The sequence below is a fragment of the Candidatus Kuenenia sp. genome (genome assembly GCF_027493735.1).
GTDB classification, from domain to species: domain Bacteria; phylum Planctomycetota; class Brocadiia; order Brocadiales; family Brocadiaceae; genus Kuenenia; species Kuenenia stuttgartiensis_A.
This window is the reverse complement of sequence record NZ_JAOSKF010000021.1, coordinates 135,569-152,696: the sequence shown is the minus strand read 5'-3', so window position 1 is coordinate 152,696 and position 17,128 is coordinate 135,569. Positions and strand designations below refer to the sequence as shown.

Here is a 17,128-nt window from a genome sequence, read left to right as displayed (position 1 = left end):
CATATTTTATATCAGATAGTAAAATGTGATTACAATAAAATTTTCATTTCCCGTATGGAAGTCGTTGGTCATTAGTCATTGGTCAGCAGTCAGCAGTCAGCAGTCAGCAGTTTAGTTTTTTAAAAAAGCAAAAGCGCTCGTTCCAAGTCTGTCCAGCTTGGGAACGAGATCGAAAAACGGGCAAATGCTTCGCCCCTACAGTTTTACAATTCCCCCGGATCAGGGTTCTGCATTTAGGTTCTGGACTTTAAAATACCTCCCCCTTGTTTTTTTTGTTAACTTTATCAGAAAAAGGAAATATCTTGAGAAGTATTGAAATATTTAGTTAACTAAAACAATCAATACATTCCTTATTCCTGCAAATAAAACAAATTTTCAATGTCCGGCACATATACCCATGAATTCGTCCCTTTTGTTTAGAAACAGAAAAATTAAAAATCCGCTTTTAAAAAACGTTCACAACCGGCTTGACGAAGCGATTGAAGTCATTAGGGAAAAAGATCCCGTTTTTTACAAGAATTGCCATAAATTATTTCCCGTTCTTAAGACGCCTGAGCATGTCTGGAAAATACCTTTGGAATTCTACACTGATGGCGGCGTAAAATTAGTTCTGCGAATAACGGTAGTTTTCCACAATCTTGCCCTTGGCCCGCCTAAAGGTGGTATCTTGTTAATCCCGCCCCATATTCTTGGGGATGGCTTTTTTGAACTTTTTGACCAATTACGGAAACAAAAGACATCTCTTGATGAAATACGTGAATTTTGTTTTGAATGGGTCTCTGAGGGAATTGAAGCCCTTTCCATTGTAACCACGTTAAAACTTGCTCTATATTCCCTCCCGCTTGGTGGAGGAATGTGCGGAATTTTTCTTGGCAAACCGGAATATGACAGGGGAGAACTATTTCTTAAATCCATTGACCTGACAAATAATGAAAAAAGGAGATTGGTCAGGGAAGTAGGTTACTTACTTACAAAAGAAGGGATTATGGGGTATGATGCATATTCCCCCGGCCCGGACATAGGCACCGATGGCGCAATGATGGATTCTATTGCAGATGGCCATTTCAGGGCATTAACTGAGATGGAAAAAATCAGAGAAAAAGGGCTTTTGGAAAAATTAAAAAGCATCAGGGATGCTGAGATTGTATGGACAGTAGATTTGCCTTATTTAAAAACAGCAGCGGCGTTTGCAAAGGAAATAAAAATACCGGCGGAAGCAAAAAGAAGCGTCCCGGAATTGGGCGCCGTTACGTTTAAAACTCACGGCGGATTAGCAGGCAGAGGAGAAGCCACAGCATTTGCTGCGGTGGAAATCACGAATATTCTGGTTTGGCACAATGAAGATCCAAAAGACTATTTAAAAGTACGGATTGGAAGGGAAAGAAAGAATTATTTGGCGGAAAAGACGGTTGTTATTCACGGTTTTGACAACATCGGGTTAAACGCGTCACAGTTCTTTTCACGAAAAGGAGCAAAAGTAGTTGCGGTAAGCGAATATGAACGGAGAGAAAAGAAATTAGTGGCGGTGTATAATTATGAGGGGATAGACGTAGATGCGTTAATCAGGCATAAAGAAACATGCGGCGGCATTTATGGCTTCCGGGGAGCAAGTGTTTATGCCGAACCCTATCAACTACTGAATGAAAAGGTTGACATCGTTTTTCTGGCTGCCATAGAAAACCAGATACACGACCATAATGCTGAAAGCATTCAGGCCCGTTATGTTATTTCTGCTGCAAATGCAGGCATCTCCCAGGAAGGGTATCACATACTGATAAAAAAAGGGAAGATTGTTGCCAGAGATTCCATTGTAAAATCCGGAGGAATTATCGCATCTTACCTTGAAAAAATACAAAATGCCCAGAATGACTACTGGGAAAAAGAATACGTCTTTAAAGATATTATATCGAGAATCGAAAACGTTTTAAAAAATAATGTATTCAAAAACCTGGTGGAAAAACACTCCATTGATTTATCGGTCGCAGGCGATGTGGCGGCTATCAAAAGAATCACCAGCACCATGGAGGCAAAAAATGCACCGCAAAAGAAAATGAAAGACAAGAAACCCTTAATAATAGGCATCTTTGATTCCGGACAGGGCGGGATTATTGTAACGGAAAAACTTAACAGGATACTGCCCGTGGGAAATATAAAACTGCTGCTTTTTACCGACAAGGCGAATTTCCCGTTCGGACAAAAATCAAAGGAGGAAATAAATGACATCACCTTTCGGGCAGTTCATGAAATAAACGAACGCTGCAAAACCATGCATCAATCAAACGGGTTTTTCTACCGGTTTATTTATAATACTCCGTACTTTCTTAAAACAGTATTCATCTGGCTGGGGATCATTCCCAGAGACGTCATCGTCTGCTTTGCCTGCAATACGGTGGATACCATGGTTAATCATAAAAAATTACGTATCCGTTTTCCACACATGCAATTTATTGGCCCTGTAAAGAAAACATTATTAAAAATAAACGCGCTGCCAAAAGACGCAAGGATTGGCATTATTGGCACGGTAGGAACAATAAAAAGCGGCATTTATGAAAAACGTATCAGAGAAGCAGGATACCATGTGTTGGCAAAGCCAACCCCATTACTGGCGGTCTTATCGGAAATGTTATACAAAAAAAGCTTTGATACGGAAGAAAAACAAAAGGAATTTTACAAAACAGCAAGAGACCTCATCTATGTAAATTTAAAAGAATTTATAAAAAAAAATACTATTTCTCACCTGTGTCTTGCCTGCACGCATTACGATTATTTAAAAAGCACACTAAAAGACCTCTTCGGCGAAGTGGAATTTATCAGCACGGTGGAAACCGTAATTGAAGAAGTCCAGGACATCATAAATCAGATACCATTGCAAATGGGGGAGCGGGAACTGGAATTTATAAAAAGGGCAAGAAAAGGGAAAGATTTAGACCGCCTGATCCTTGAAGATATTATTTCCTCCCAAAACCTGTCCCCGGAAGAAAAGGTAAAATTAGGAGACAGGGAAGACCAAATCAAAAACATACTGCAAAATAAATTAGAGGGAATTACGGCTGATGAAATTGAAGAAATGAAGTTTTTTGATAGTAATAGTGTTAAAGTAAAATATAACGGAAAGGAAAGGCTCGTAAGCCTTTTTCATTTGCAGTAAACAAAAACTGCAAAAAAAACAGTAACTATTAAGCGTAAACATTACACGACTACCGGCGGGTTCAGGTTTGTAAACCAATGTCATTAAGTTAAGAATTATTGTAACACTTTGATTTTAAAAAAAACGTATTACCGATAAGCTACGTAGGAGCGGCCTGTCTTCCTGTCAATCATATACAGGCCGTTCCTACGTAGCTATTTACCTGTTGAATTTTATTGCGCTACAAACAGACCGCCCCTAAAGGGGCTACATTGTTTTTTATGTCCCCTTGGATTTTTCAAATAACTAAGGTGCTATGAATTATTTGATCAAAAACAACCCCCCTTTTCCCCCCTTAATAAACTGGGGATGACCCATATTTTTTGCTGGACACCGTGTTAACCGTATGTTACACTGTGTACATGCTTAGAGTAGGAGGTCGAATATTTTCAGATGATGTAATAAAGCGTTTATCAGAAACTATCCAAAAGGAACCGTGCCTATCGCGTCGTAAACTGTCGCGTCTGGTATGCGAATGGATGGACTGGCGGAATCAAGCGGGCCGTTTGCAAGAGATGAGTTGTCGCAAGGCGTTGTTGGAATTGGATCGTCGTAAAGAGATCAATCTTCCAAAGGTGAACAGGCATTATGCATTTCAAAAAGTCAATAAACCTGCGGAGGCGCCTCCGATTGCGGAAGTGTCATGCGAGCTAGCGGAGTTGGGTGACGTAGAGATTATACGGGTTACAACGAGATTCCATTCGAAACTTTGGCGTAGCATGTTAGAAGCGCATCATTATCTTGGAAGTGGGCCCCTATGCGGGGCGCAACTTCGGTATCTTGTACGCAGTGAATATTACGGATGGATAGGAGGGCTAAGTTATAGTGCCTGTGCCAGACGGGTGGAAAGTCGCGACGAGTGGATAGGATGGACGGAGGAAGCACGTAAGCGGAATCATACGTTTGTTATCAATAACAGTCGGTATTTAATAGCGCCTACGGTAAGAGTAAAATGTTTGGCATCGCATGTATTGGCAAAATGCCAAACACGTTTGGTAGATGATTGGGAAAGAGTGTATAAATATCGTCCTGTACTTTTAGAAACCTATGTGGAACGAGGACGGTTTTCCGGAAGCTGTTATCGGGCAGCTAACTGGAAGTATGTAGGAGGCACGGAAGGTCGAGGACGAAAAGGAACAGGTGCAACGGTCAAAGACGTTTATGTTATGCCGTTGCAAAAGAAATGGCAGGCGGTGTTGTGTTGTTGTGCCGATGGCAAAGTACATGTTCGCCAAAGAGTGGCACAAAAAGAGCCTCGGGATTGGATAGAAGCGGAACTTGGAGGAACAAAATTGGGCGATGCACGATTGACCTCAAGACTTTTAGAAATGACAGGTATGTTTTATGACAAACCTTTGGCAAACATTCCGCAGGCGTGCGGCTCAGTCAGTGCGACTAAGGCTGCATACCGATTCCTTGACAATGAGAATGTAGATTGGAAGGCGATATTGCAAGCTCATTATGAGGCCACGGAAGAGCGTGTGAAGGAGAATAGTTTGGTTTTGGTAGCGCAAGATACTACGACTCTGAATTATAGCACACATCCGAATACGCAGGGGTTAGGGCCGATAGGTACTAAGAGTGAAAAAGTTCGTGGACTGATGGTGCATGATACGATGGCGTTTACTGAAAGTGGTACACCCTTGGGACTTCTGAATGTGCAATGCTGGGCGCGGGACGGAATAGGCAGCAAACATGAACGACACAAGAAGCCTATCGAAGAGAAGGAAAGCTGGAAATGGGTGGAGAGTTACCATGCAGTATCGCAAGTACAGAAACGCTGTCGAAACAAATCTTTGCTGGTGGTTGTGGCAGATCGTGAGGCCGATATTCACGAGGTATTCGCTGAGCAGTATAATACGCCTGATGGCGCTCAGTTGCTGATCCGTGCAGAACGTTCGCGCAATAGAAAGGTTGTTGATGATAAAGAATCATGCGAGTTTTTGTGGACTAAACTGGAACAGCAACCGGCGATGCCTGTTACGCTACGCCCACCTATGCTAAAAAAGAATATGCCTGCGGTCAGGGTGTGGGCGGTGCTGGCGCAGGAAGTCAATCCGCCTATCGGAATTGATGGGTTAGAATGGATGCTGTTAACCACAGTTGCGGTTAAGCAAGAAAAAGATGCTTACGAACGTTTGGAATGGTATGCTCGCCGATGGGGTATTGAGTGTTATCATCGTATTATCAAGAGCGGTTGTCGTGTCGAGGCCCGGCAGTTGGAGAGTGCTCGTCGTCTATGCAACGCTTTGGCCATTGATATGATTATAGCTTGGCGTATCCATTACCTGACTACTTTAGGACAAGAAACACCTGATGTCCCTTGTACTGTCTACTTCAGCGATTCTGAATGGAAAGCATTGACAACTTTTGCGAACAAGGTCAAGGAGCCTCCTGATTTACCTCCAAGCCTCAATGATGCCGTGCGGCTTTTAGGTAAACTTGGCGGTCATCTGGGTCGCCGTGGTGATGGCCATCCCGGAAGTGAAGTACTTTGGCGAGGCATGTCACGTTTGGCTGATATTGAAGTTGCTTACGAACTTTACACCACTTAGCCTTCAGCTCAATTGGCCGTACAACTACGGTGCTCTTGAAATTTGTGGGTAAAGATTAGCTTTATTAAGGGGGACTTTTGCGGCCGTTTGCTTAACTTAATGACATTGGTTTGCAACCTGAACCCATGAGTTTATACGGATAATGGAGCTATATACTGCAGTAAAATTCCAATGCCCAAATCACAAAATCCCTGTTTGGAATCCGGAATTTATTTTTCATTTGTTCTGCCAATAGAATGCGGGATTGAAAGTATAAAATGTTTGGTTCAGGTTTGCAAACCTGATAATCATATAGAAGGCACCTCCGAGCGCACTCTTCATGGTAAAATGGAGGATACCGTGAAAGGCGATTGTTAAATAATAACAAAGTAAGGAGGGAGCGAGCAATGGGATATTTCGTAGGAATAGATTTACATGGTGATAATAATTATATTGGAATACTCGATGAGGAGGATCGGAAGGTATTCAAGAGGAGAAACCGTAATGACATCAATGAAATAAAGCGCGTATTAGAGCCATACAAAAAAAGAAATAAAGGGTATAGTAGTAGAATCGACCTTTAACTGGTACTGGATAGTGGATGGTCTGATGGAGGCAGGCTATCAGGTACACCTGGCAAATACATCGGCAATGCAGCAGTATGAGGGATTAAAGTACATTGACGACACGAGGGATTCGTTTTGGTTGGCAAAGATGTTACGGTTAAAGATATTACCAGAGGGATATATTTATCCCAAAGAGACGCGGTCAGTGAGGGATTTACTGAGGAAGCGGATGATGTTGGTACAACAAAGGACAGCGCATATATTGAGTATGCAAACGATGGTAAACCGTAACAAAGGAGTACCGATAAGCGGTGATACGATAAAGAAGCTGAGTAACGAAGAGGTAATGGGGATGTTCAGCGACGTGCATTTGACCATGTCAGCACAGTGCGATCACGAGGTAATAGAGGTATTAAATAAGCAGATATACAAGATAGAGAAAGCGGTATTAAAGGAGGTGAAGCTAAAGAAGCCGTATAAGAAATTGCTCAAGGTGCCTGGGATAGGCGAAATCCTGGCAATGACGATAATGCTGGAGACTGGGAACATAGAGCGATTTAGTGATGTGGGGATGTATTCATCTTATTGCAGATGCGTATCGGCAAAAAAATTATCGAATGGTAAGAGCAAAGGGAAAGGAAACCGTAAGAACGGGAATAAATACCTTGCGTGGGCGTATGTGGAGGCAGCGCATTTTCACGTAAGATTTTGCGAAAAGGGAAGGAAATGGCATCAGAGGAAGGCGTCAAAGAGCCATGTAGTTCTGGCAACGAAAGCCTTGAGCAATAAGCTGGCCAGGGCATGTTATTACATAATAAAGGAGCAAGTAAACTACGACGAGAAAAAAATGTTTGGGTAGCAAGCAGATTAGGTGGTGCAAGGAACCGGTTGCGGGTTAGGTAACCAATCCATGAAACCTGATTGGAAGTTGTTCCACCTTTTATTATGAGTTGTGCCGGTAAAGGAATCGGCGAAAAAGAATATTCCATTCTGATCTGCCCATACCATGAGCCGTGAGGTTTTGGCCGTAGAGCCGAATATTCTGTGAATAACGATTGGACACTGGTATGGAACCGATGGTTTTCTGGGACAGAAGATAAGTCAGGGGCGGTGAGAAAGTCTTTCACAAAGCCTTGATCCCGATGGGTGAATGGTGCGGATGAGAACGATACCAAAACAATTGCGAAATACCACGGGCGTAGATAAACGTGAACGGTATAGTCATTTTCGTAAACAGCAGTAAGAGCGATTCCGTACTTGGAGGGGTATTCAAAACGTGAAAATGTAGATATTTTTGCGACCGGAGATATTTTGTCCTTGACAAAAGCCTTCTAATGAGTGAACCCGCGAATGTAGTTTTCAGTACCATTACGTTCCCAAACAGCTACTTCACTATGTTCAGTACAAGGTTTGAGAACGAGTTGTGCTTCGGTAGTTTAATATATTACAATGAATAGTTATAAAAAAACACAGGCATTCGCAAATAACTTCGGTAAAACAATGTACAACAAACATCCGTTTCTCGAATTCCGTAACGTATACTTCGGATATAACCATGGCGAAAACATTCTCCATAAATTATCTCTTACAGCATGGGAAAAAGAGATTGTTGTCATTCTCGGCCAATCCGGATACGGGAAATCAACACTGTTAAAGCTTGGCAATCGATTATTGGAAGCGTCGGACGGCACAATCTTATACAAGGGTACAGATATTCACACCATTTCACCACTCGTATTACGAAAAGAGATAGCATATCTATCCCAAATCCCATGCCTCCTCGAAGGCACCGTGGAAAGCAACCTGTTGCTGCCTTTTCGTAAAAATGAACTTCCCCATGACATGAAAAATCAAATCATTGCCATGCTCCATCTGACAGGGCTTAACGAATCGTTTCTACAGCGGCCTTCCCATGAACTATCTGTTGGAGAAAAACAAAGAATAGCGCTGGCAAGAACATTAATCAACCGTCCGTCAGTTCTTTTGCTCGACGAACCCACTACCGCACTGGACGAAGAAAATTCCCGCATACTCATCCACAGCCTGAAACAAATCATTCGGGAAAACGCCATTTCCATGCTTGTGGTAACACATCAGCTCGATTTCGCGAAAAGACTGGGAAACCGTTTTCTGGTGCTTGAAAACGGAAGGGTGAAGGAAATTGAACGCCCTGAACTGGCATTTGCAAAGGAAGAACTATGAATAATGCTATCGATATTCCCTGGTCGCAGCTTAGTTTCTGCAGCGTATTTGTAATCCTGCTTATCGGCATCTCTCTTTATGAATCGTTACGGTTGGAAAAAACAATACTCATCGGAAGCTTTCGCGCCGTAATACAGTTAATCCTCGTAGGGTTTTTCATAAAATTAATATTTGATTATAAACAATGGTACGTTGTAATGCCCATTCTTCTTGTTATGATCTTTGTCGCATCACAAACCGTGATTAAATGGCTTAAAAACCCCGTGAAAGGAATGTATTGCTGCGCATTAATCTCGGTATCACTGGCTTCGGCATTTTCGCTGCTATTTATTTTTTTGCTGGTGGTCAGGATTCCTGTCTGGTACGACCCGCAATATTTAATACCTGTAGCCGGTATGATTATTGCCAATGGAATGAATGGCGCCGCATTGGCGGGAGAACGCTATAAAAGCGAATTAGAAATCAGAGTGCCGGAAATAGAAATGTTGCTTTCTCTTGGTTATGAATCAAAAATGGCTTCCCGGAAATCCCGTCAGCAGGCGCTCAGCGCTTCATTAATCCCATCGTTAAACAGCATGATGGTTATGGGAATCGTTCACCTGCCAGGGATGATGACGGGACAAATAATCGCAGGCTCCAGCCCTGTTACGGCAGTCAAGTATCAGATAATAATTATCCTTAGCATTGCGGCAACGGTAGCGCTCACCTCGTGGGTATTTGTCTCGCTGCTGGACAAGAAATTTTTCACCCCGTATCATCAAATACGGTATGAATTAGTCAACCCAGGGAAACGAAAAAAATAAACAGTAGTCCTCAATCTGCAATTTGCCTACTGTAGACTGTAGATTGCCGACTGCAGAAGGGACAATTAAATATTTTGCCAAAAAGCACGCACTGACGAATGGAAGTGTGCAAAGAAATTACTGATAAGTACTAAGACACTTTTAAAATGCACGAACTATCGTTGCGGTTTTCTGGCTTACCATTTCGTACTCTTCCGCCACCTTTTGCGCACACTCAAAATATTCCTCGCTCAATACTACAATCCTGATGTCTTCCCTGATACCGTTGCCAAAAAGGCCCGAAGACTTGCCCTCTGAAGAGGGAGAGTATATGTACAGTTTGCGATCAGACCCCGAAAGCCAGTTTTTTTTGTAATAAAAAAACAACGTTTGAACATCGTCTTCGATCTTCAGTTTAGCGCAGTATTTATTCACCAGTCCAACAAGCTGGTTGATGAGTGAAATGCGTGTTTCCTCAATTTTCATGGAGACTCCTTTTATTCAAAAATTGTCAGCATTTGCATGATATCCGTTTGACGTATTCCGGGTATAACTGCAATAGTACCCGCTCCGGGGTCAATGGTGTGGCAAAGTCAAAATCATTTCCAGGCATGAATGCGCGCATTGCGTCCCGAAGAGCAAAGAACACGCCTATTCCATACATAAAAGGCGGCTCTCCTACTGCCTTGCTTCCGTAAGGGCCGGGCAAGCTCTCTTCATTTGCCAAAAATTCAATCTCTATGTCATCCGGCATAAAATAAGCATCCGGAACTTTATACGTGGCAAGGTCACGTGAAAGCAACTGTCCTTTGTCATTAAAACGCAGGTCTTCCAACGCCATCCACCCCAAACCCTGCGCCAGCCCTCCCTCGATCTGCGCGCGGTCAACTGTTTCATTAAGAGGCCTGCCTAAGTCATGCACAATTTTTACCGAATCAATGGTATACACCCCCCGCAGGCAGTCCAGTGTCACCTCTATAACCGCTGCCCCGTACACATGATATGCAAACGGGCTGCCCTTTTCTTTCATTTTGTCAAACCATATTTTTGGCGTTGCAAAGAATCCATGCGCTGAAAGGTTTATACGTTTTTGATGTGCAGTGTGAATTAATCGATCCCACGTCCAGCCTGTATCATGCGCATCACAAAGAACCTTTTCGTTTGCAATTGAAATCTTTTCTTTGTCGGAAATGGAAAGTTCCTTAGCTAAAAGGGATTTTAATCTGTCAATAATCTGATTGACCGCCAATAACAAGGCATTTCCGTTAAGAAGGGTTGTAGCGCTTGCAGCGCTGGGAGACATATTTGCAATGCGGGTAGTATTCGTGGCTTCTACTTTTATGCGGTTGTGGTTTATTCCCAATGCTTTTGCGGCAATTGCCGTGATGTTGGTAGTTAGCCCCTGCCCCATTTCTACTCCGCCGGTAGAAACGCTCACACTTCCATCGGTAAATACATGCACCAAAGCGCTTGCCTGATTCATGTAAGTCGTAGTAAATGATATGCCAAAACAAATGGGCATTACGGCGATCCCTTTTTTTGTTTCAAAGTGGGATTTATTAAAGGAGAGCATCCGTTTTCTAATCTTCTGAAGAGTGTATCTCGTCTCAACTTTTTCCCAAACGGTTCTGATGCTGCAATCCTCAGTTATTTGTCCGTAGGGAAAGGCATTGTTTGCTGCTAACAGATTTTTAGCCTGTATTTCCTCTCGCGGCATATTGAGCTTTTCTGCCACCTTTGTGATTGCGCTTTCAATTGCGAACATTCCCTGCGGCGCCCCGAATCCCCTGAAGGCAGTATTTGGCGGGAGATTTGTCTTGCAGCACACGCCGAATATCCTGACGTTGGGTATATAATAGCAATTCGTGCTGTGAAACATTGTTCTCTCCAAAACAGCCGTAGATAAGTCTGCAACGGCGCCGGAGTTTTGATAATGTTTCACCTCGTAACTGAGTATGACCCCATCTTTTGTCACACCCATTTTAAAATCGGATTTATACGGATGCCGTTTGCCGGTCATCTTCATGTCTTCACCTCTCTGCAAAACCAGCTCCACAGGCCTTTGTGTAATCCATGCAGCAAGCGCCGCCATGCAGGCCCATGGCGTAGCCTGGTCTTCCTTACCGCCGAAACCGCCGCCGATACGTTTTACCTCCACCTCCACATTATGACTGGACAGTCCCAGTACCTTTGCCGCATGATGCTGCACTGCGGACGGGCTTTGCGTTGAAGAATAGATACGTATATTGTTTCCTTCCAGCGGGACCGCTCTCGCTCTCTGCGTTTCCAGATAAACATGTTCCTGCCCGCCCGTATCGCAGGAGCCTTCTGCCACGAGATCGCATTTTTGCCACAGAGAATCAACATCTCCAAGGGTAAACGTCCTCGGCGTGTCAATAATGTATCCTTTTTCAAATGCCTCTTTTGGATCGGCAACGGCAGACAACTCCTCTATTTCCGCCAAAATTATTTTTGCTGCATTTCTTGCGGCTCGCTGACTTTCCGCCACAACAACTGCCACCGGTTGTCCTATGTAATTCACCTTGCTTTGCGCCAGAAGTTCTTCGTCCTGAATAATCGAACCAATTTGATTTATTCCCGGAATATCTTTTGAAGAGAGAACGGCAACAACCCCTTTTGCTAAACGTGCTTCCTGCAATTGGAGGCGGATAATATTTCCATGCATAACCGGAGAGGAAAATACCGATGCGTAAAGCATGCCTGACGGCAGGGGCATATCATCCAAAAAAAGGGATTCTCCGCGCGTATGGGCTGCTGCATCAATGCGATTCATAAAAATCCTTCACTTTGATTGTGCCAGGGAAGAGTTTTGTAAAGTGTGCTATTATCAATTGGCGGGCAAGCAGCCTCTTATAACAAGAGCTTCCCCGTATATCGCTTATTGGCGATATTTCATGCTGCAGTATTGGGAATGCGCCTTCTATCGTATTTTTCGTAATCTCTTTTCCTCGAAGATAATCGCATGTGTTCTTCAAAAAAAGGGGGATTTCTGCGACTCCGCCCATGGTAATGTGTATGTCTCTTATGACACCGCCGTCTTCCTTTACCTTTATTGCGCTGTTTACCGAGGCTACATCCAAATATTTCCTTTTTGAAACCTTCTCCCAATTTATTTTTGTTCCGGGGGCGGGAACAGGGAATACTATTTCTGACAAAATCTCTGACGGCGCTTTATCAAGTTTTTTGTATCCTTTGTAAAAAGAGGAAATCGGTAATGAACGCGTATCGCTGCCCTGCTTAAGAATCAATGTTGATTCCATTGCAAGCAATAGTATCGTTACATCGGCAATTGGAGAAGCATTCACAATATTCCCTCCCACGGTTGCCCTGTTTCTGATTTGCGTGGAAGCAACAAGGGAGATATATTCCTGAATACCGGGAATGGCCTTCATTACTTCCGGGTGATTAGAAAATGCCTCAAATGTGGTAAGAGCGCCTATACGAAGGAGTCCGTTTTCGCAAACGATATGCTTCATTTCCGAATGTGCGTTGAGCAGGCTAATCAATGAGTCTGGCAAAATGTCGCCCTTTTGCACATATAAATCAGTGCCTCCGGAGATGAAAAATCCGGGGGTGGAGGCGGCCTTCTTATATTGTTTCCCGGAAATGCTGTTTAATCGTATGGGAATATCCTTGAAATAGTCAGGAATAATTCCCTTTTCAACAAGTGTTTTTACGCCGGTTGCGGTATCAATGTGTTCTTTTATCATGCCAAAACTTTGCTTTAAAGACCGGTATCCTGTGCAGCGGCAAAGGTGTCCCCCAAGCATTTTCTTAAAGCCATCTTTTGTCAGATGACTGGCACATTCCATAGCATATCCGGTAAGAGAAACAATAATCCCCGGGGTGCAAAAACCACATTGCGTCGCCCCTTTATCCACAACCGCCTGTTGTATGGGTGAAAGGTTATCCATGTTTAACCCTTCGATTGTTACCAGATGTTTTCCGTGTAATTCTTCCAACGGCATTAAACAGGAATTTGCAGACTTATAAAAAACCCTGTTATTTATTAATTCACCGACGAGCACAGTGCATGCCCCGCAATCACCTTCGCGGCATCCTTCCTTTGTACCCGTCAGCCGCTGATTTATGCGAAGGTAATCAAGTACTGCTATGCCTGAAGATTCGGCGGTATGCAACTCTTTCTCATTAAGCAGAAAACGTATTTCCTGAACCATAGTATAATTGCCAATTCATTTTTATATTTCCCGGAATATTACCATTATCATTACTTTTTACGGCATACTCTTTAAAATCTTTTCTCAGAAAATGCCGCACCCAGGACTTATTTTCCCTATTAAGGCATTAATATACAAGTAAAAAGGCATTAAACTATTACCTTGTAAAAATTTCTTTTTTTTGGTGGTGGCTATGCGGCGACTCTCTGTTTTAATTACACATTCATACCCTACGTTGTATTTACAAATGCGGCTGCAATGTGATAAACTGAGACGTCATGTCCCCTGTTTCTTTTCTTTTTGTAGAAAACCCATTGGATATTGCACATGAAAGAATCTATACAACTGCTGCGAAAGCATAAACAATACAAGGAAATTATTCGTCAACTTTCTTCCGGGAAGGGTTGTTGTGTCAACGGCCTCTGGGGCTCCTCTGCGAATTTGTTTGCCGCGGCGGTTGCCAATGAACATTTTTATACAAAAGGGTTGACGCCAAAGATCCTTTTAGTCGTGCCAGACGCTGAAGATGCACGGGAAGATTGGGAAGATTTGAAGACGTTTTCAAATCTTCCCGTGACGCTGTTTCCGGCGGTTGAAGATATCTTTAATAATGAATCAGATGCGTATGAGGATATCATGGCGCAGCGGCTGTTCATTTTAAATCAATTATGCCGGAAAAACAAAGACGCCTCACACCAAACGGATGTAATAGTTTCTTCGATTCAGGCGCTTATACAGCCAGTCCCTTCAAAAAAAACCATCGGCGATAATATCGTTTCTTTTCAAAAAGGCCAGGAATATCCGATGGAGAACCTTATTGGCCTGCTGCATTCCCATCATTATCAAGAGACCAGTCAGGTGGAAAATCAGGGTGAATACGCAATTCGTGGGGGTATTATTGATATATTTCCCTTCGCAACGGAAATACCTTGCCGCATTGAATATTTTGGAGATGAAATTGAATCTGTTCGTAGTTTTAATGTGGAAACCCAGCAATCGGTGGCACAGATAAACAGTTGCCAGATATTATTCGTTCATAAAATGTATGGCCTTCATCCCATGCAGGGGGAAATACAAAAAACATCGCTTCTTGATTACCTTAGCGGAGAAACTACCATTATCCTGAAGGAACCAACAAGGATTGAAAGTAAATTAAGACAGATGCTGGAAATAACCGACTACAAGGAAGCACTCTTCACAGAGGAAGAGATTTTTAAGCAATTAAAGACCTTTACGAAAATTACTTTGTCAAAATTGCCGTTTACCACGGAGAACAATGCGTATGCTTTTCAGGTTAAGGCGATAGATGAATTCCCACGACAGATACAGGATATTGTGGCGGAATTTAAAAAGATTACCGAAGCGCATGATAAAACAATCGTTTTTTGCATAAATCCCGCGGAAGAACAACGTTTTCGGGAAATAACAAGCGGCTTGCCCGAAGGCTTGCAGAGGTTTGAGCTTCGACGCGGATATATAAGCCAGGGATTCCGATTTGCCGATATCAATATAGCCATCCTTGCAAACCATGAAATCTTCCATCGTTACAAACAGCACCACGAGGTTAAAAAGGTGGTGCAAACCCGGGCAATCGACTCGTTTCTTGACCTGAAGAAAGGGGACTATATAGTACACGTCACCCACGGCATAGGGCGTTTTTTGGGTATTGAGATTATTGAGGATGATGGCTGTAAGAGGGAATATCTTGTTCTGGAATACGATGAGGGAACAAAAATATATGTACCTGCAACAAAGATCGAACTTGTTCAAAAGTACATTGGCGCTTCCGGCCATAAGGCAAAATTGGATAAGATTCATTCTAAATCGTGGGAGATGCGCAAAAAGCGTGCAGAACATGCCGTTGCGGACATTGCAAGCGATTTATTGCATATTCAGGCGTCGAGAAACGCGAAGGAGGGCATTACCTACCCTCCGGATACGAAATGGCAAAGGGACTTTGAATCAGCGTTTATATACGAAGAAACGCCTGATCAATTACAGGTTTTGGAGACAATAAAGTCTGACATGCAATCAAAGAGACCGATGGACCGTCTTATTTGCGGAGACGTCGGTTATGGAAAAACAGAGCTTGCCATTCGGGCGGCATTTAAAGCAGCAATGTATGGCAAACAGGCGGCGGTTCTGGTGCCCACCACAATTCTGGCGCAGCAGCATTACACTACGTTTTCTGAGCGCATGGCGGACTATCCGGTAGAAATTGAAGTCTTGAGCCGGTTGAAATCTCATAAGGAACAAAAGGATATTTTGGAGAAAACGCTGGCAGGAAAGATTGATATCCTCATCGGCACTCACCGGCTGTTGCAAAAGGATGTTGTCTTTAAAGACCTTGGGCTTGTTATTATTGATGAAGAACAGCGGTTTGGCGTTGCCCACAAAGAACGGTTTAAGAAGATGCGGCAGGTGGTTGATATGCTGACTCTGACGGCCACGCCCATACCAAGAACGCTTCATATGTCTCTGATGGGAATTAAGGACATTTCTTCGCTAAATACCCCGCCGCTGGGAAGGCAGTCCATTAGGACACAAATCATGCGATTTGACCCTCAACGCATCAGGCAAGCCATATTGCTCGAAATGAACAGAAACGGGCAGGTATATTTCGTCCATAACAGGGTGTATAATATCGAGCGCATCGCGCACACCCTATCCACTATAGTGCCGGAGGCGAGAATTTTAGTCGTTCACGGACAAATGATGGATGAAAAGCTTTTAGCACAGAGAATGAAAGATTTTGTAGATCATAAGGCGGATATTCTTGTTTCTACCACAATAATAGAGTCCGGGCTGGATATACCAAATGTGAATACCATCTTTATTAACTGCGCAGACTCCTTTGGCCTTGCCGATTTGCATCAATTGCGTGGCAGGGTGGGAAGATACAAACATCATGCATATGCGTATATTGTTTTACCCATTGATCGTCCGGTAACCCCTGAAGCTGAAAAAAGGGTGAAGGCGATTGAAGAATTTGCGGAACTGGGCGCCGGATTTAAAATAGCTATGCGGGATCTCGAAATCAGAGGGGCGGGAAATATCCTGGGGGTGGAACAGCACGGCCACATAGCGGCAGTAGGTTATGAGATGTATTGCCGTTTGCTGGAGATAGCCGTATGCAAGGCACGTAATGAACCCGTCAGCGAACCTCCCGATGTCTCATTGAAATTAAATCTGGAATCCTTTCTCCCTGACGAATATATCCCGGAATATAGTTTGAAAATGGATATTTACCGAAGGTTGAATCGTTCCAATACCTTCAAAGAAATTGACGAGATCAGGAAAGAAATGATTGACCGGTTTGGGAATGCGCCTCAATCAGTAAAAAACCTGCTTTCCGAGAGTGAGCTAAGAATCATTGCAAGGGATTCGAAAATCCGTTCTATAGTCCGGGTAAACAACACCCTCATCATCCAGGTAAATGATTTAAAAAAGGCGGAGATTTGCCTTTCTAAGTTGAAGAAAAATATACGGGTAATTAATAATGACACATTGCATCTAAGGCTGTTAAAAGATAGGATGCATCCCGAAGATTTGGTGCATTATTTAAAAAAATCTTTGACTGATACCGATACTGCCAGGTATTCATGATTTTTCACAACGTATAGTTAATTTCTGATCATTTGTATGCATAGGTAGTTAT

The 17,128-nt window shown here is 43.1% G+C and carries 10 protein-coding genes; 7 read left to right on the top strand and 3 right to left on the bottom strand.

Annotated features, from left to right (window positions below):
- Window positions 1-412 precede the first annotated feature (412 nt).
- The 6 genes from M5U24_RS14630 (at window position 413) to fetB (ending at window position 9,292) form a co-directional block, all read left to right on the top strand.
- Window positions 413-3,148 (top strand): Glu/Leu/Phe/Val dehydrogenase dimerization domain-containing protein, encoded by a 2,736-nt coding sequence (locus M5U24_RS14630; RefSeq protein WP_172953475.1) that lies wholly within the window; start codon window positions 413-415, stop codon window positions 3,146-3,148.
- Window positions 3,149-3,549: 401 nt separating this feature from the next.
- On the top strand, window positions 3,550-5,742 hold the full coding sequence (locus M5U24_RS14625) for an IS4 family transposase (RefSeq protein ID WP_298202809.1): 2,193 nt from the start codon (window positions 3,550-3,552) through the stop codon (window positions 5,740-5,742).
- 386 nt (window positions 5,743-6,128) lie between these two features.
- Complete coding sequence (locus M5U24_RS14620) at window positions 6,129-6,305, top strand: hypothetical protein (RefSeq protein WP_298202808.1); 177 nt, start codon at window positions 6,129-6,131, stop codon at window positions 6,303-6,305.
- A 13-nt stretch (window positions 6,306-6,318) separates the two neighbouring features.
- On the top strand, window positions 6,319-7,146 hold the full coding sequence (locus M5U24_RS14615; protein ID WP_298202806.1) for a transposase: 828 nt from the start codon (window positions 6,319-6,321) through the stop codon (window positions 7,144-7,146).
- Window positions 7,147-7,736: 590 nt separating this feature from the next.
- The gene (locus M5U24_RS14610) at window positions 7,737-8,489 is read left to right on the top strand and encodes an energy-coupling factor ABC transporter ATP-binding protein (RefSeq protein ID WP_099324397.1); all 753 of its coding nucleotides are present in this window, start codon (window positions 7,737-7,739) and stop codon (window positions 8,487-8,489) included.
- On the top strand, window positions 8,486-9,292 hold the full coding sequence (gene fetB / locus M5U24_RS14605) for an iron export ABC transporter permease subunit FetB (RefSeq protein ID WP_164994652.1): 807 nt from the start codon (window positions 8,486-8,488) through the stop codon (window positions 9,290-9,292). The genes M5U24_RS14610 and fetB overlap by 4 nt, the downstream gene beginning before the upstream one ends.
- Before the next feature lie 141 nt (window positions 9,293-9,433).
- On the opposite strand, the gene M5U24_RS14600 is transcribed toward fetB, so the two are convergent.
- From M5U24_RS14600 to M5U24_RS14590, 3 genes are read right to left on the bottom strand one after another with little or no spacing between them, the layout of a single operon-like run.
- A complete protein-coding gene (locus M5U24_RS14600) occupies window positions 9,434-9,757 on the bottom strand; it encodes a hypothetical protein (RefSeq protein WP_099324399.1) in 324 nt (107 codons plus the stop codon).
- Window positions 9,758-9,782: 25 nt separating this feature from the next.
- A complete protein-coding gene (locus tag M5U24_RS14595) occupies window positions 9,783-12,065 on the bottom strand; it encodes a molybdopterin cofactor-binding domain-containing protein (protein WP_099324400.1) in 2,283 nt (760 codons plus the stop codon).
- Window positions 12,052-13,470, bottom strand: a complete 1,419-nt coding sequence (locus M5U24_RS14590) for an FAD binding domain-containing protein (protein WP_298202804.1) — start codon at window positions 13,468-13,470, stop codon at window positions 12,052-12,054. Before M5U24_RS14590 ends, M5U24_RS14595 begins: the two co-directional genes overlap by 14 nt.
- Window positions 13,471-13,797: 327 nt before the next feature.
- On the opposite strand from M5U24_RS14590, the gene mfd reads away from it, so the two are divergent.
- Window positions 13,798-17,076, top strand: a complete 3,279-nt coding sequence (mfd, locus tag M5U24_RS14585; RefSeq protein WP_164994649.1) for a transcription-repair coupling factor — start codon at window positions 13,798-13,800, stop codon at window positions 17,074-17,076.
- Window positions 17,077-17,128: the final 52 nt, after the last annotated feature.